The sequence below is a fragment of the Dactylosporangium sp. CA-052675 genome, from assembly GCF_050947935.1.
Classification (GTDB): domain Bacteria; phylum Actinomycetota; class Actinomycetes; order Mycobacteriales; family Micromonosporaceae; genus Dactylosporangium.
This window is the reverse complement of record NZ_CP192010.1, coordinates 1862724-1878793: the sequence shown is the minus strand read 5'-3', so window position 1 is coordinate 1878793 and position 16070 is coordinate 1862724. Positions and strand designations below refer to the sequence as shown.

At 73.8% G+C, this 16070-nt stretch carries 11 protein-coding genes and 1 pseudogene; 9 read left to right on the top strand and 3 right to left on the bottom strand.

Annotated features, from left to right (window positions below; translation table 11 throughout):
- Positions 1-266: 266 nt before the first annotated feature.
- Positions 267-812 (bottom strand): plasmid pRiA4b ORF-3 family protein, encoded by a 546-nt coding sequence (locus tag ACQP1P_RS08420; RefSeq protein ID WP_433084702.1) that lies wholly within the window; start codon positions 810-812, stop codon positions 267-269.
- Positions 813-897: 85 nt separating this feature from the next.
- On the opposite strand from ACQP1P_RS08420, the gene ACQP1P_RS08415 reads away from it, so the two are divergent.
- The 8 genes and pseudogenes from ACQP1P_RS08415 (at position 898) to ACQP1P_RS08380 (ending at position 12310) form a co-directional block, all read left to right on the top strand.
- Entirely contained in the window at positions 898-1599 is a 702-nt protein-coding gene (locus tag ACQP1P_RS08415) for a pyrimidine reductase family protein (RefSeq protein WP_433089916.1), read from the top strand.
- 193 nt (positions 1600-1792) lie between these two features.
- On the top strand, positions 1793-3565 hold the full coding sequence (locus ACQP1P_RS08410; RefSeq protein WP_433089914.1) for an ATP-binding protein: 1773 nt from the start codon (positions 1793-1795) through the stop codon (positions 3563-3565).
- 14 nt (positions 3566-3579) lie between these two features.
- Positions 3580-4725 (top strand): exonuclease SbcCD subunit D, encoded by a 1146-nt coding sequence (locus ACQP1P_RS08405; RefSeq protein WP_433084700.1) that lies wholly within the window; start codon positions 3580-3582, stop codon positions 4723-4725.
- A gap of 82 nt (positions 4726-4807) precedes the next feature.
- Positions 4808-7286 (top strand): annotated as a pseudogene (locus ACQP1P_RS08400) (AAA family ATPase).
- Positions 7283-8224: a hypothetical protein gene (locus ACQP1P_RS08395; RefSeq protein WP_433084698.1), complete on the top strand. Its 942-nt coding sequence runs from the start codon at positions 7283-7285 to the stop codon at positions 8222-8224. Before ACQP1P_RS08400 ends, ACQP1P_RS08395 begins: the two are co-directional and overlap by 4 nt.
- Positions 8221-9108, top strand: a complete 888-nt coding sequence (locus ACQP1P_RS08390; protein ID WP_433084697.1) for a DNA-3-methyladenine glycosylase family protein — start codon at positions 8221-8223, stop codon at positions 9106-9108. The genes ACQP1P_RS08395 and ACQP1P_RS08390 overlap by 4 nt, the downstream gene beginning before the upstream one ends.
- Positions 9109-9332: 224 nt before the next feature.
- Positions 9333-10418, top strand: a complete 1086-nt coding sequence (locus ACQP1P_RS08385) for an ATP-dependent DNA ligase (protein ID WP_433089912.1) — start codon at positions 9333-9335, stop codon at positions 10416-10418.
- 338 nt (positions 10419-10756) lie between these two features.
- Complete coding sequence (locus ACQP1P_RS08380) at positions 10757-12310, top strand: alpha/beta hydrolase (RefSeq protein WP_433084695.1); 1554 nt, start codon at positions 10757-10759, stop codon at positions 12308-12310.
- A 571-nt stretch (positions 12311-12881) separates the two neighbouring features.
- Here ACQP1P_RS08380 and ligD read toward each other — a convergent pair.
- Positions 12882-13895, bottom strand: a complete 1014-nt coding sequence (gene ligD, locus ACQP1P_RS08375; RefSeq protein ID WP_433084693.1) for a non-homologous end-joining DNA ligase — start codon at positions 13893-13895, stop codon at positions 12882-12884.
- A 245-nt stretch (positions 13896-14140) separates the two neighbouring features.
- A complete protein-coding gene (locus ACQP1P_RS08370; RefSeq protein ID WP_433084691.1) occupies positions 14141-15328 on the bottom strand; it encodes a hypothetical protein in 1188 nt (395 codons plus the stop codon).
- 321 nt (positions 15329-15649) lie between these two features.
- Between ACQP1P_RS08370 and msrB the strand changes: the two genes are divergently transcribed.
- Positions 15650-16057, top strand: coding sequence for a peptide-methionine (R)-S-oxide reductase MsrB (gene msrB / locus ACQP1P_RS08365; protein ID WP_433084689.1), 408 nt, complete (start codon positions 15650-15652; stop codon positions 16055-16057).
- The last annotated feature ends 13 nt before the right edge of the window (positions 16058-16070 follow it).

Here is a 16070-nt window from a genome sequence, read left to right as displayed (position 1 = left end):
GTGAAGCCCCGCCGGCGGTTTGGCGGACATGCGAGTTGATGTCTCCCACGGCTGCGGGGTGTGGCACCGGCCACAGCCGCGGGAGCGCTCCCATGAGACTGGACCGCGAACGACGGCGTGTCAATGGGGCAATGGGAGCGTTCCCATTTCGTTACCGCAAGATTTCCAAGCAACCTTTTCGCCGGATTCGCGGCTTTTAGGGGTGCGGCAAAGCTCTACGGAGCGTCACGACCGCAGGTTAGGGCCCCAGGTCGGCTGAAAGTTACTCAGGTCATCCGGCGCAGGAGCGTGCTGGCCCGCCCGGCGTCGAATCCGGCGGGGTCGAAGTCGCGGCCCAGCCACGCCCGCATGGCCTCGTGATCGGGGTTGCGGGGGTCCGCGTACGCCGCCAGGAAGTCGCGGTAGCCCAGCGGTCCGCCGACGTCGTCGGGCGGGCAGGCGCGCTCCCCGCCCGTGCACATCGGGTAGCGCACGCCCGGGTCGGCCGGCACGACGTCCTCGACCGTCACCTCGTGCTCCCACCAGTCGCCGAAGTCGTACGTGTACCGCAGCCGCGTGCCCTTGCCCGCCACGGCGTCGAGCCGGTGCTCGAGCTCGTCGTGCACCTCGAGCAGCCCGTCCGGGTCCGGCGTGCCGTACTGCACCCCGTCGATGTCGAACACGTGCAGGTGCCGGTCGCCCCAGCCCATCGCCAGCTGGACGATCCGGTGCAGGCGGTCCAGCGTGAACGCGCCGGGCAGCAGCACCCGCCGCCAGACCGGCGGGTCGACGCCGTCCAGCGTGATGCGCAGCTGGTAGATCATGCGAGCCATGGTGCAGCCATTGTCGGGTGCGCCTCCCCCGCGCCGCAGCCCTACGCCGCGATCTCCCGCCAAGTAGATTCGGCGGGTGCAGCAGCTGTGGCCCGACGTCGTCGCCGAACCGGATCTGATCGACCTGTATCGAACCCCGCCGGGCCCCTGGCTGCGGCTGAACTTCGTGTCGAGCCTGGACGGGGCCGGGCACGTGGACGGGCGCAGCGCGCCGCTGTCCGGGCCGGCCGACAAGCGCGTCTTCGGGCTGCTGCGCATGCTCTGCGACGCGCTCGTGGTGGGCGCGGGGACCGTGCGCGAGGAGGGGTACCACGCGCTGCGCCTCGACGCCGACCGGCGGGCCTGGCGGGTGGCGAACGGGCTGCGCGAGTACCCCACCCTGGTCATCGTTTCCGGGCGCCTCGACCTCGATCCCGGGCAGGACGCCCTGGCCGGCGCCCCGGTCCGCCCGATCGTGCTCACCCGCGCCGGGGCCGACCCCGGGCGGCTGGCCGGCGTGGCCGAGATCATCACCGTCGGTGACGACGAGGTGGATCTCGCCGCCGGGGTCGCGGCGCTGCGGGAGCGGGGGTTCGCGCACCTGCTCAGCGAGGGCGGGCCGCGGCTGTTCGGCTCCCTGACCGCCGCCGGGCTCGTCGACGAGCTGTGCCTGACGCTCTCCCCGCTGCTCGCCGGCCCCGGGGCCGGGCGGATCACCGACGGGCTGCCCCTCGCCGCCCCCCAGCGGCTCACCCTGCGTCACGTGCTCATGGACGACGGGTTGCTCTTCCTGCGGCACGCTCGTTGACCACAGGACCGTCCACATCCTTGTGGACAAGGTGCCGCAAGCCTGTGGACAGCGATGCATCGTGACCGGGTTCGTCCACTTTTGCCCGTGTGAATGGGACACTCATCCATCGACCGTGGCGTGGTGCCTTCGCCCTTGTGGGCGGCGTGGGGCACGATGCACAGGCGAACACATGTACTGGGGGTCGAACGCCATGGAGGACGAGTCCGCAGCCGCTTCGGGCGGGCCGGTCGTCGGGCGCGTGCTCGGCACCGCCGACGCCACGCCGCTGACGTTCTGGGTCGCCGTCGAGGACGGCGCCTACCTCCAGCTCGACGACGTCGTCGTCACGGAGCGTGATCTGCCCGAGCACGACCCGGTGACCATCGCCGGCGTGGTGACCGCGGTGCGGGCCCGCCACGAGGGCGTCGTGTTCGACTCCGACGTGTTCCTGGTCGCCGACGGCACGCTGCCGGCCACGATCCAGGAGGCCGCCGAGATCACCACGACCCGCGTCGATCCGGAGGTGTACGTCCCCCCGACCCCGGGCGCGCTCGTCCGCCGGGCCCAGGGCGACGCGCGGGCCGGGGCGCTGTACTTCGACCGCATGGAGCGCACCGTCCCGATGGGCTTCGGCCGCGACGGCGCCGCGATGTTCCTCAATGCCGACTTCCTCGACGGCTCGCGGGGCGCCCACGTGTCCATCTCCGGCATCTCCGGCGTGGCCACGAAGACGAGCTTCGCGACCTTCCTGCTCTACTCGGTCTTCCGCTCCGGCGTGCTCGGCGGCGCCGGCGAGACCGCGAACACCCGCGCGCTCATCTTCAACGTCAAGGGCGAGGACCTGCTCTTCCTCGACCACCCCAACAGCCGGCTGGACCAGGCCACCGAGGACTCCTACGCGCGCCTCGGGCTGGTCGCCGGGCCGTTCCCGGACGTGCGGGTCTACGCGCCGCCGCGGGCCGGGGACTCCTCCGGCACCCCGGACGTGAGCAGCCGGCTGTCCGGCGTCGACGCCTTCTACTGGACGCTGACGGAGTTCTGCGCCGACCGGCTGCTGCCGTACGTGTTCGCCGACGCCGACGACGAGCGGCAGCAGTACACGATGGTCGTGCACTCCGTGACCGCGCACCTGGCGCGCGTCGCCCAGCCGGCCGAGGGCGGGGTCGCGGTCGACGGCACCCGCCTGAACTCCTACGCCGACCTCGTGGACTACCTCGTCGAGCAGCTCAACGACGACGCCACCCGCGGGCAGTGGGCCGGCAGCGCGGTCGGCCTCGGCACCGTGAACGCGTTCGCGCGCCGGCTGATCGGCAGCAAGAAGGACCTGTCCCGGCTGATCCGCGGCGACCTCGCCCAGCGCAAACCGCACCAGATCAACACCGCCGAGTCGGCCCAGGTGACCGTGGTCGACCTGCACAACCTCCCCGACCGGGCGCAGCGGTTCGTCGTCGGCGTCACGCTGCGCACCGAGTTCGAGCGCAAGGAGAAGGCCGGCACCGCCAAGCCGCTGCTGTTCGTGGTGCTCGACGAGCTGAACAAGTACGCGCCGCGGGAGGGCACCAGCCCGATCAAGGAGGTGCTGCTCGACATCGCCGAGCGCGGGCGCTCCCTCGGCGTGGTGCTCATCGGCGCCCAGCAGACCGCGAGCGAGGTGGAGCGGCGGATCGTGGCCAACTCGGCGATCCGCGTCGTCGGGCGGCTCGACCCGGCCGAGGCGTCGCGGCCGGAGTACGGCTTCCTCCCGCCCGCCCAGCGCCAACGCGCCCTGCTGGCCAAGCCCGGCACCATGTTCGTGTCCCAGCCGGAGATCCCGGTGCCGCTGTGCATCGAGTTCCCGTTCCCCTCGTGGGCGACCCGCCCGGCCGAGGCCGGACCGCCGCCCGCCGCCACGCTGCGCTCGATCGCCCAGGCCGCCACCGACCCGTTCGCGGTCGTGGCCCGGGTCGGCGGCGGTGGCATCAGCGACGACGACATCCCGTTCTAGGAAAGGCCGGCAGCTTGCGGATCCTGCACACCTCGGACTGGCACGTCGGCAAGGTCCTCAAAGGACAGTCCCGGGGCCCCGACCACATCGCGGCCATCAACGGGCTCGTGGACGTCGCCAAGGCCGAACGCCCCGACCTGGTGATCGTCGCCGGCGACCTCTACGACACGGCGACCCCGACCGCCGACGCCACGAAGATCGTCACGCGCGGCCTCTCGGCGCTGCGCCGCACCGGCGCCGACGTGGTGGTCATCGGCGGCAACCACGACAACGGCAACGCCCTCGACGCGCTGCGCCCGTGGGCCGACGCGGCCGGAATCACCATCCGCGGCGCGATCGGCCGGCCCGAGGAGCACCTGCTCTCCGGCGTCTGCGCCGGCGGCGAGCCGTGGCGGCTCATCGCGCTGCCGTTCCTCTCCCAGCGCTACGCCGTGCGCGCGAGCGAGATGTTCGAGCTCTCCGCGGCCGAGATGACCCAGTCCTACGCCGGCTACATCGGCGACCTCATCGCGCGGCTCGCCAAGGGCTTCGGCGAGGACACCGTGAACCTGCTGACCGCCCACCTGACCGTCATCGGCGCCACGATGGGCGGCGGCGAGCGGGAGGCGCACACCATCATGGGGTACGCGGTCCCGGCGAGCGTCTTCCCGTCCTCCGTGCACTACGCGGCGCTGGGCCATCTGCACCGCCCGCAGCCCGTCGCCGGCCCCTGCCCGATCCGCTACAGCGGCAGCCCGCTGCCGATCGACTTCGGCGAGGAGGAGAACATCGTCTCCGTCGCGGTCGTCGACGTCACCGCGAGCACCGCCGCGCGGGTGCGCGAGATCCCGCTGCCGGTCGCGACGCCCCTGCGCACCGTGCGGGGCACCCTCGCCCAGTTGTCCACATTGGACACCGGCGACGCCTGGCTGCGGGTGTACGTCCAGGAGGCCCCCCGCGCCGGCCTGCGCGAGGAGGTGCAGGAGCTGCTGCCCAAGGCGCTCGAGGTGCGCATCGACCCAAAGCTGCTGCCGGCGCCGGGCGGCGGGCGGGGCGAGGCGCCGCGGGCGGGCCGCTCCGCGGGCGAGCTGTTCGCCGACTACCTCGGCCAGCGCGGGCACGCCGACGAGGCGACCGTGAACCTGTTCCACCGGCTGCACGACGAGGTGATGCACTCATGAGGGGTACGGAGCGAAGCGCAGTGGCCGCTCATCATCGGCTCAGGCTCCTCTGCCGGTCCCGCGGCGAAGCGGAGGGATCGGCATGAGGCCGGTCCGCCTGGATCTCGACGGGTTCACCGTGTTCCGCGAGCCCACCACGGTCGACTTCACCGACACGGACTTCTTCGCGCTGGTCGGGCCGACCGGCTCGGGCAAGTCGACGGTGCTCGACGCCATCTGTTTCGCGTTGTACGGCACCGTGCCCCGCTGGGGCGACCGGCGCGCGATCGCCAACGCCCTCGCACCGTCGGCGGCCGAGGCCCGGGTGCGGCTGATCTTCGAGTCGGCCGGCAAGCGCTACGTCCTCACCCGCGTCGTGCGCCGCGACGCCAAGGGCGCCGTGACCACCAAGCACGCCGGGCTGGAGATGCTGGCGCCCGGGCTCGACCTGGGCAAGCTGGAGTTCGGGCTCGAGCAGGACGACATCGCCGAGGTCCTGGCCGGGACCCCGGGCGAGGTCGACACCGCCGTGCTGACCGTCGTCGGGCTGCCCTACGAGCAGTTCACGAAGTGCGTGGTCCTGCCCCAGGGCGAGTTCGCCGCGTTCCTGCACGCCAAGCCGGCCGAGCGGCAGAAGATCCTGGTGAATCTGCTCGGGCTGGAGGTGTACGGCAAGATCCGCGAGCGGGCGCAGGCCGAGGGCACCACCGCCGAGGCCAAGCTCAAGGTGCTCGACGACCAGCTCCACGCCCTCGCCGACATCGACGACGCCGCCCTGGCCACGGCCGAGGCCCGGGTCGAGGCGCTGCGCGCGGTCGCCGCCGCCGTCGACGCCATCGCGCCCCGCCTCGCCGACGCCGGGAAGCTCGCCGGGCTCGCCGCGACCGCCCTGGCCACGCTGGACGCGGAGATCGCCCGCCTCTCCTCGGTGGCGGTGCCCGCCGACGCGGCCGGCCTCGCCGCGGCCGCCGCCACCGCGCGCGCCGCGGTCGCCGGGGCGATGGACGCCGCCCGGGCCGCGGAGGAGCGCGAGGAGAAGCTGCGCGGGGAGCTGCAGTCGGCCGGGGACGCGACGGCGCTGCGCCGGCTGCTCGACCACCACGCGGCCCGCTCGCGCCTGCTCGCCGAGGCGTCCACGGTGCGCGCGACGCTGCGGGGCGTGGAGGCCGAGCACGGCAGGGCCGCGGCGGCCCTGGAGTCCGCGCGCGCGGACGCGGCCAAGGCCCGGCTCGCGCTGGAGGCCGCGTTCGAGGCCTACAACGCCGCCATGGCCACCGACCAGGCCGTCGCGCTGCGGCCGGGGCTGCGCGTCGGCGAGGCCTGCCCGGTCTGCGAGCAGACCGTGCACAGGCTGCCCGACCAGCCGCACGAGCCCGCCGTGGTCGCGGCGAAGAAGGCCGGTGAGCTGGCCCGCAAGCGCTCGACCGCCGCGGACAAGACGGTGGAGGACCGGGACCGCTCGGCGCGGGACCTCGACCGGGCCCTCGCCACCGCGCGCGCCCACGCCCAGCAGCTCGATCAGCGGCTCGGCGAGCTCGATGCCGCGCTGCGGGACGCGCCCGCGCCCGAGGCGCTCCAGCGCGACCTCGACGGCATCGCCGCGCTGACCCGCGGCCTGGAGCAGGCGGGCGCCGAGGTCCGCAAGGCCCGCGAGGCCCAGCGCAACGCCGCCGGTCAGGCCGACCGGGCCGAGGAGCGGCTGCGCAGCGCCTGGCGCGGCTTCGACGGGGCCCGCGACGGGCTGGCCGCGTTCGGGCCGCCCCCGGCGAACCGCGACGACCTCGCCGACGCCTGGTCGACCCTGCACGCCTGGGCCGCCGGCGAGGCGGGCCGCCGCCGGGCCGGGCGCCAGGCGGCGCTGGACGAGGTGAGCGAGGCCGAGCGCCGCGTGGCCGGCGATCCGCGACGAGCTCGCCGCGCGGTTCACCGGGGCCGGGCTGCCCGCGCCGGGCGGCGACCCGGCCCGCGACGCCGCGGTCGCGCTCGAGCGCGCGGACGCGGCCCGGCGCCGGATCGAGGAGCGGCGCGCGGACGCGGCCCGGATGCGCGAGCAGCGCGACGAGATGGCCCGCGAGGCGCAGGTCGCCAAGGCCCTCGCCCAGCACCTGCGGGCGGACCGGTTCGAGCGCTGGCTGCTCGCCGAGGCGCTCGACACGCTCGTCGAGGGCGCGTCGCGCACGCTGCGGGAGCTGTCGTCGGGGCAGTACGACCTCGGCCACGAGAAGGGCGAGTTCTTCGTCGTGGACCACCACGACGCGGGCCTGCGCCGGGCCGTGCGCACCCTGTCCGGCGGGGAGACGTTCCAGGCCTCGCTGGCCCTCGCGCTGGCCCTGTCCGAGCAGCTCGCGGGGTTGTCGGCGGCGTCGGCGAGCCTGGAGTCGATCGTGCTCGACGAGGGCTTCGGCACCCTGGACACGGCCACCCTCGACACCGTCGCGGTGACGCTGGAGAACCTGGCCGCGCGCGGCGACCGCATGGTGGGCGTCGTGACCCACGTGGGGGCGCTGGCCGAGCGGATTCCGGTGCGCTTCGAGGTCCGCCGCGACGCGCGGACGGCCCGGATCGAGCGGGTGGGACTGTGAAGCTGCACGTGGACGCCTGGGACCCCGCGTACGGGCTCTCCTTCGAGGCGACCGAGACCTCGGGGCCGCAGGCGCAGAGCACGGCGCAGATCCAGCCCGATGTCGAGCTGCCCGCCGACGCCTGGCGCCCCGTCGACCCGCCGCCCGGCCTCGCGGCGCCCGGCACCGTGCTCATCGTCGACGGGGTGCAGCGCATCGACGCGCGAGTCTGGATCACCGACGACGAGGGGACCACGCACCCGGGCGTCGCCGCCTCCTACGCCGCCGGGGTGGTCTGCTGCGAGCTGGACCGGGGTGCGGCGCGGATCGCCACCGCCCGCATCGAGCGGGGGCTGTTCACCTCCGCCGGGCTCGTGCCGCCGGTGGTCGCCGGCAGCATCCGGTACCCCTTCCGGCGCGTCTCCCGCGGCGAGCCCAAGGACCTCGCGCTCGGCGTGCAGCGGCACATGCGGGCGCTCGAGGTGGGCGTCTCCGGCGAGGAGCGCGTCGACGACGACCTGCTCATCGTCGACGGGCCGCTGCAGGAGCGGGCGCACCTGCCGCGGGCGCTCGGGTACATCAAGACGCACCGGGTCGAGTACCTGCCGCCCGAGCTGACCGCCGTGGTCACCGCGCTGCGGGGCGGGCAGCGCACGCCCGTGTTCGTGCTGGGCACGTCGTGGAACCGTTTCGCCTGGTACCTTCGCCTGCCCGGGCCCGCCGGCGCGCCCTGGTCCGGGATCGTGCGGGCGGAGTGCTCGGCCGACCTCACGCCCGCCGCCGCGGTGGCCCTCGCCCATCGGTCGGCGGTCACCCTGCCGCGGTTCGCGTCGCAGGCGTACAAGGACCCGAGGGCGCCGCAGAACCTGGTGCCGATCGCGGGTCTGGAGCGTAAGCTGCGCGCCATGCTCGGCGATGCCCGTCTGCTGCACCGGGCCCTGTCCCGGGCCGCGGCGTGAAGGTTCCACCGCGGTACGACCTCGCGGGCACCTTCCGGGGCCTCGCGCTCATCCAGGGCGACCCGACCATGGCCATCTCGCACCGTTCGGCCTGGTTCGCGACCCGCACGCCGCTCGGCCCCGGGACGATCGCGTTCGACCTGCGCGGTGACGAGCTCGTTTTCGAGGCGTTCGGCCCCGGCGCCTCCTGGCTCCTCGAGCGCGCGGACGCAATCGCCGGGCTGCGCGACGACGTCACCGGATTCGCCGAGCTCGCCCGCGTCCACCCCGTCGTGCACCGCCTCGCCCGCGAGCACGCCGGGCTGCGGTTCGGCGCGACCGGGCGGGTCTTCCACCATCTGGTGCCCGCGATCCTCGGGCAGAAGGTGACCGGCAAGGAGGCGTACGCCGGCTACGTGCGCATCCTGCGCAAGCTCTCCGAGCCCGCTCCCGGGCCGCGCGCCGGGCTCTGGCTGCCGCCCGAGCCGGAGGTCGTCGCGGCGACCCCGTACTGGGCGTTCCACCCGTTCGGGGTCGAGCAGAAGCGGGCCGACACGCTGCGGCGGGCCGCGGCGCAGGCGGCCGCGCTGGAGCGCTGCGCGGACGCGGCGAGCTGCACGGCGCGGCTGGTGTCCATCGCCGGGATCGGGCCGTGGACGGCGGCGGAGGTGACCCGGGCCGCGTACGGCGACGCCGACCAGGTCTCGGTCGGCGACTACCACATCAAGAACCACGTCACGTTCGCGCTGACCGGGGTGGCGCGCGGGACCGACGAGCACATGCTGGAGCTGCTGGCGCCCTTCGCGCCGCACCGCGGCCGGGTCTGCGGGCTGATCGCCCGGGCCGGCATCGCGGCGCCCCGCTTCGGGCCGCGGATGCCGGTCCGGTCGTTCGCGCGGTTCTGAGCGGTCTGACCGCGCACGCCGCGCCGGGGCGCCCGCTTCGGGCCGCGGATACCGGTCCGGTCGTTCGCGGCGTTCTGAGCGGTCTGACCGCTTACGCTGCGCCGCGGTGCCCCGCTTCGGGCCGCGGATGCCCGATCCGGTCGTTCGCGCGGTTCCGAAACTTGTCGTACCCGTGTGGTTGACTTGGGCTCGTGGAGCTGCCAGTCCTGCCGCCAGTCGAGCCGATGCTCGCCAAGAGCATTCCCAGCCTGCCCAGCGCGCCCGGCATGAGCTTCGAGCCGAAGTGGGACGGGTTCCGCTGCATCGTGTTCCGCGACGGTGACGAGGTCGAGCTCGCCAGCCGCGGCGGCAAGACGCTGACCAGGTATTTCCCCGAGGTCGTCGAGCAGGTCCGGGCCCAGTTCCCGCCCCGCTGCGTGGTCGACGGCGAGATCATCGTGATCCGCCGCGACACCGGCGAACCCCGCCTCGACTTCGAGCTGCTCGGCCAGCGCATCCACCCGGCCGCCTCCCGGGTGCGGCTGCTCGCCGAGCAGACGCCGGCCTCGTTCGTCGCCTTCGACCTGCTCGCGCTGGGCGACGAGGCGCTGACCGGGCAGGGGTATGCCACCCGCCGGGCCCGCCTCACCGAGGCCCTCGACGGGGTGAAACCCCCGATGCACGTGACCCCGGTGACGACCGACGCGGCCGTGGCCCAGGACTGGTTCGAGCGCTTCGAGGGCGCCGGCCTCGACGGGGTCATCGCCAAGCCGGCCGACGGCCTCTACGAGCCGGGCAAGCGCACCATGTTCAAGATCAAGCACTCCCGCACGGCGGACGCCGTCGTGGCGGGGTTCCGCTGGCACAAGGACGGGCCGATCGTGGGATCGCTGCTGCTGGGCCTCTACGACGAGGAGGGCCGGCTGCACCACGTGGGCGTCGCCGCCTCCTTCACCCGCGAACGGCGGGCCGAGCTGGTCGAGGAGCTCGCCCAATACCGCGAGGACATCGCCGACCACCCGTGGAACTGGGCCGGCCAGGCCCCCGGCTCCGCGGCGGAGAGCCTGGAGTCGGTCCCCGCGGGCGACGCCGCGACCCGCCTGCCGGGCGGCGTGAGCCGCTGGACGGGCAAGAAGGACCTGTCGTTCGTGCCGCTGCGCCCGGAGCTCGTGGTCGAGGTCGGCTACGACGCCATGGAGGGCGACCGCTTCCGCCACACCGCCCAGTTCAAGCGCTGGCGCCCCGACCGCGACCCACTGTCGTGCACCTACGAGCAGCTGGACCGCCCGATCCGCTTCGACGTCGAATCCGTCCTGGCGGGCCGTCCGTGACCTTCTCCTCCGCCCTGCGCACCCTGCTTCCTGCTGGCCTACGCACCTTCTCTCCTGCCCTGCGCACTCTGCCTCCTGCTGCGCCCGGTCCCGACGATCGCATCTCGCCTTCTCGCACTACGTCTTCCCGCACGCCGTCTTCCCGCACGCCGTCTTCCCGCACCTCGTCTTCCCGCACCCCGTCTTCCCGCACGCCGTCTTCCCGCACCTCGTCCTTTCCCACCACGAGCTCTCGCGGCCCCGACCTTCGCACCCCGTCCTCTCGCACCACGAGCTCTCGCGGCCCGAGTTTGCGCGCCCTGGCTTCTCGCGCTCCGGGGTGGCCGGCGCGGCGGTTCGTGGCGTTGTCGCTCGTCGCCGCGCTGACCGCCGGGTGCACCTCGGGCACGCAGTTCACGACGCCGACCTCGGGGCGACCGCTCACCAAGGCCTCGACCGCGCCGTCAGGCGCCGCGGGCGGCAACGCGAGCAAGTCCGGCGGGCTCGACATCCCGGCCGCGGACTGGCAGCCGTGCCCGGACGCGTACAAGGGCATCTTCCCCACCCCGCCGCAGAACGTGCAGTTCAGCTGCGCGACGGTGAAGGTGCCGCGGGACTGGAACAACCCGAAGGACTCGGGCACCTACGACATCGCCATGGTCCGCGGCCGCTCCACCACCCAGCGCGACCGGGTCGGCTCGCTGTTCATCAACCCGGGCGGCCCGGGCGGCTCCGGGTTCGACTACGGCGTGTATCGCTCGGTGTACCTCCCGGCCGAGATCGTGCGCCGCTTCGACATCATCGGCTTCGACCCGCGCGGCGTCGGGCGCTCCTCGCCGGTCAAGTGCTTCTCCGACGCCGACCTCGACCAGAACTTCGGCATCGACCCCGACCCGGTCAGCGACGAGGGCTACCAGAGCTTCGTCACACTGACCCGCAAGCTGGCCCAGAGCTGCGGCGACAAATACGGCGACCAGCTGCCGCTGTTCTCCACCGAGCAGGCCGCCCGGGACCTCGACGCGCTGCGGGCCTCCGTCGGCGAGGCGCAGCTGACCTATCTCGGGTACAGCTACGGGACGCTGCTCGGCGCGGTGTACGCCCAGCTGTTCCCGAAGAACGTGCGCGCCCTCGTGCTCGACGGCGCGGTCGACCCGACCCAGTCGACGCAGCAGTCCGCGGAGAAGCAGGCGGCCGGCTTCGAGCTGGCGTTCACGAACTTCAGCAAGTGGTGCACGGACAACGCCTCGTCCTGCCCGATCGGCCCGGACGCGCGCGCGGTGGTGATGAAGGCGATCGCGGACGCGCGCACGAACCCGGTCGCGGGCGCCGGCGGCCGCAAGGCGACGTCGGGCTGGGTGTTCACGGCGGTCGTGTCGTCGCTCTACAGCGAGTCCTCCTGGCGCCTGCTCGCCCAGGCCATGAACGACCTGCGCAACGGCAAGCCGGCCAAGATGTTCCAGCTGGCCGACGCCTACGCCGAGCGCGACGCGAACGGCCACTACTCGAACATGTTCGACGCCAACTCGGCCGTCAACTGCGCCGACTCCGACGACACCCCGACGGTCGAGCAGGACCGCGCGCTGCAGGCCCAGTGGCGCCAGAAGTACCCGCTCTTCGGCGGCGCCCTGGCCCTGAACCTCATCTGCGCCCAGTGGCCGGGCAAGCGCGACCCGTACCCGAAGGGCCCCGCCACGGGCTCGGCCCCGATCGTGGTGATCGGCACCCTGGGCGACCCGGCCACACCGTACGAGCAGGCCCCGGCCCTGGCCAAGATGCTCGGCGTCGGCACCCTGGTGACGTGGAAGGGCGAGGGCCACACCGCGTACCCGCAGACCGGCTGCATCATCGACGCCGTGAACCGCTACCTGATCGACCTGAGGGTGCCCGGCGCGGGCACGACCTGCGAGAAGTAGCGCTCGAACACCGCGGCCGCCCCGCCTCCCACTGCTTCGGGAGGCGGGCGGTTCGGTTTGGGCACGAAAAGTCGGGCGCTCCGCGCCGCGACTTTTCGGACTTATCGCCCGACGGGCGATATGTCGCTCGTGCGGCTTTCGACGTCGGCTGCTCTTGGCGCGGCGCGCTGCCGGGGTGCGTCGGCCGATGGCGACCACAGACCGGAGGCAACCAGCGGCACGCCGGCCGATCGCGACCACACACCGCGGGCCACAAGCGGCATGCCGGCCGATCACGACCACACACCGCGGGCAACAAGCGGCACGTCGGCCGATGGCGACCGCAAACTGCGGGCGACAAGCGGCACACCGGCCGATCACGACCACAGACCGCGAGCGACCCGCGGCGGGCGACGGGCGACGGGCGGCTGGTGACGGGCGGCTGGTGACGGACGACGGGCGCGCCTGGGTTGGGCCGCTCGAAGGGCGCGGGCCGAGCGAGCGTCGGGGCCGCGCGAGGTGTGCGGGGCGGGAGAGCCGGCTGCGAGGCGGGAGAGCCGGGCGGCGATCAGGAGGCGCGGCGGGTGGGCGGTCAGGCGTCCTGCTTGCGCGCCCGGCTCGGCTGGACCCGCATCGGTTCGCCTTCCATTTTCGGGTACTCGGGCGGGTACGGCATGTCGCCCTCGCCGTTGGCCGCGTCCCGCTCCGCCCATTCGAGCAGCTCGGAGATGTCGTGGGAGACGTCGTCGATGGCCGCGTGGGGGTCGCCGAGCGAGGCCAGGCGGGCCGGTACCGTGCGCAGGTCGAAGTCGTCCGGCTCGACGTCGCCGATCTCCTCCCAGCGCAGCGGGGTGGAGGCGGTGGCGCGGGCGTTGGCGCGCAGGGAGTACGCGCAGGCGATGGTGCGGTCGCGGGCCATCTGGTTGAAGTCGACGAACACCCGCTCGCCGCGCTCCTCCTTCCACCACTTGGTCGTCGCGCGCTCGGGCGCTCGGCGCTCCACCTCGCGGGCCAGGGCGATCACCGCGCGGCGGGCCTCGACGAACGTCCATTGGGGCTTGATCCGGACGTACACGTGCAGGCCCCGGCCACCGGAGGTCTTCGGCCACCCGACGAACCCGAGCTCGTCGAGCACGCCCTTGAGCACGCCGGCCACCTCGGCCGCGTTGCCGAAGCCGGTGCCGGGCTGGGGGTCGAGGTCGATGCGCAGCTCGTCGGGGTGATCCACGTGGCCCTTGCGCACCGGCCAGGGGTGGAACACGATGGTGCCCATCTGGGCCGCCCACGCCACATGCGCGAGATCGGCCGGGCAGAGCTCGTCGGCCTTGCGCCCGCTGGGGAAGGCGATCTGCGCCTTTTCGATCCACGCCGGTACCCCGCGTGCCGGCACCCGCTTCTGGAAGAACGCCTCGCCGTCGATCCCCTCGGGGAACCGCTGCAGCGTGGTGGGCCGATCGCCGAGCGCGCGCATGATCCCGTCGCCGACGGCCAGGTAGTACTCGAACACGTCCCGCTTCGTGAACCCCCGCTCGGGGAACACGACCCGATCCGGGCTCGTGAGCCGCACGGCCCGCCCCGCGACCTCGACCTCAAGCGCATCGGCCATGCCAAGGACCTTACGCCGCACCGGCCGGCCGCGCGGCCACCACGCCACCGCGAAGCCCCGGATCACCGGCTCCGGCACCAGGTCCGCGCAGCGAGCCCACTCGGAGAGCGGGACGCACGCGGGGCGCCGGCCGCACCGTCGATCTTGGAGGCGCGCGCGATCAGAAGCCGGCGAGCGGGTCGGGGGAAATGCGTGCGCGGCGGACGAGTTCGTCCGCCGCGCACCGGGGGTTGAGGCTGGATGGGTCAGCGACCGCGGCGCGAAGGCTGCGGGCGAGGCCGGCGGCCGCCCGTCGGCTGCAGGTCGTCGGCCGAGCGGCGGCGGTTGCGAGGGCCCGGAACGCGGGACGAACCCGGCTCGTCGTCGGGGTCGCCGCCGAGGCGCGTCAGGTACAGCACTCCGGCGCCGCCGATGATGAAGGCGAACCCGATCGTGGTCATCATCGACGAGGACGGGCCGGTGACCGGCAGCTGGCCGACCGAGGTGACGCCCGCGCCGCCCGCCGGGATGCCGGTGACGCCGCCGGCGCCGGCCGGGCTCACGCCGGTGCCCGAACCCCCTCCGCCCGTGGCCGGGCCGCCGTTGCCCTGCCCACCGCCACCCGGACCGCCGTTGCCGCCGGTGGCCGGGCCGCCGTTGCCCTGCCCACTGCCACCGGGGCCGCCGTTGCCGCCCGTCGTGGGGCCGCCGTTGCCCTGGCCGTTGCCACCCGGACCGCCGTTGCCACCCGGGCCGCCGTTGCCGCCCGTCGCGGGGCCGCCATTGCCCTGGCCGCTGCCGCCGCCCCCGGTGGCCGGCCCGTTCCCGTGGCTGTGGCCCTGGCCGTGCCCGCCACCGGTATGCGCGCCACCCGGACCGCCACCGTAGCCACCGCCGTTGCCGTGCCCAGAGCCATTGCCGTGACCAGAGCCATTGCCGTGCCCAGAGCCGTGCCCAGAGCCGTGCCCAGAGCCGGAGCTGTGGCCAGAGCCGTGACCAGAGCCGTGACCAGAGCCGGAGCCGTGACCGGAGCCGTGACCAGAGCCGGAGCCGGAGCCGTAGCCGTTGTCCGAAGCGTTCGCCGAGCCGTGGGTCGGAGCGCCGCCGTTCCAGGTGCGGGAGTGGCGGCCCGAGCCGAAGCCGGCGGCATTCGCGTCCGCGTCGCTGTAGCCGGAAGCCGCCGCCGAGCCGTGGCCCGAAGCGTCGGACACGCCGGATGAGCCGTGCCAGGCCGTGTTCGTCGCGGTCGGGAGGTCCTGGTCCTCCGTCACCCCGAGTACCGAGCGCGCCGCGCCCGGCAGCGGCGTCTCCACCAGCCGCAAGGTGCCGGCGGCGGCGTCCGTGGTGCGCAGGTCCGGGGGCTGGGTCGACGCGGCCTCAGCGGCGCTCGCCAGGGACGTCACGCCCGCGGCGCCCACCGCGCCCAGCGCGACAGCCTTGTATAGCAGCCTCATCGTCGAACCGACCCCCAAAGCCAAATCGCCCGTAGTACCACAAAAGTCCGAATCGCGGCTTTCGGGAGGGCCAACGAGCCAGGCACGCGGACGATTCGGGCATCTCGCCGCAAAAGGCCGAGCCGCACGAGAACAGACCCCACCGCAGAGCGAGGCCGCGCCCGGGCGAGGCCGCGAACGAGCGAAGCCGCGAACGAGCGAAGCCATGTGGAGACCGAGGCCGGGAGGCAACGCAGCGGCAGCGGGCGCCGCGAGGACCGCGGCGAACGCTGTTCGCGGGCCGTAATGGTCGAGGAAGCGGTCGCGGCCTACCGTTGAGGCATGACTGAGCCACTCGTCACCCTGCCCACGAGCGACACCGAATGGAAGGCGCGGCTCACCCCGGACGAGTTCCGGGTCCTGCGGCTCGCCGGCACCGAGGCACCGTTCAGCGGGGAGTACGTGAACACGAAGACCGAGGGCACGTACCGCTGCCGGGCCTGCGGTGCGCAGCTGTTCGACAGCGACACCAAGTTCGACTCGCACTGCGGCTGGCCGAGCTTCGACGACGCCATCCCCGGCGCCGTCAAGGAGATCGAGGACCGCAGTCACGGCATGGTGCGCACCGAGATCCGGTGTGCGCGGTGCGACTCCCACCTCGGGCACGTGTTCCGCGGTGAGCGCATGACGGACAAGAACACGCGCCACTGCGTGAACTCGCTGTCCATCAAGCTGGAGCCGAAGGCCTGACGCCGGCGCACCG

Coding starts and splice junctions, on each gene's coding strand:
- ACQP1P_RS08420 (WP_433084702.1), bottom strand. CDS start 812: ATGGCTCGCATGATCTACCAGCTGCGCATCACGCTGGACGGCGTCGAC.
- ACQP1P_RS08410 (WP_433089914.1), top strand. CDS start 1,793: ATGGAGGACGAGTCCGCAGCCGCTTCGGGCGGGCCGGTCGTCGGGCGC.
- ACQP1P_RS08385 (WP_433089912.1), top strand. CDS start 9,333: ATGCTCGCCAAGAGCATTCCCAGCCTGCCCAGCGCGCCCGGCATGAGC.
- ligD (WP_433084693.1), bottom strand. CDS start 13,895: ATGGCCGATGCGCTTGAGGTCGAGGTCGCGGGGCGGGCCGTGCGGCTC.
- ACQP1P_RS08370 (WP_433084691.1), bottom strand. CDS start 15,328: ATGAGGCTGCTATACAAGGCTGTCGCGCTGGGCGCGGTGGGCGCCGCG.
- msrB (WP_433084689.1), top strand. CDS start 15,650: ATGACTGAGCCACTCGTCACCCTGCCCACGAGCGACACCGAATGGAAG.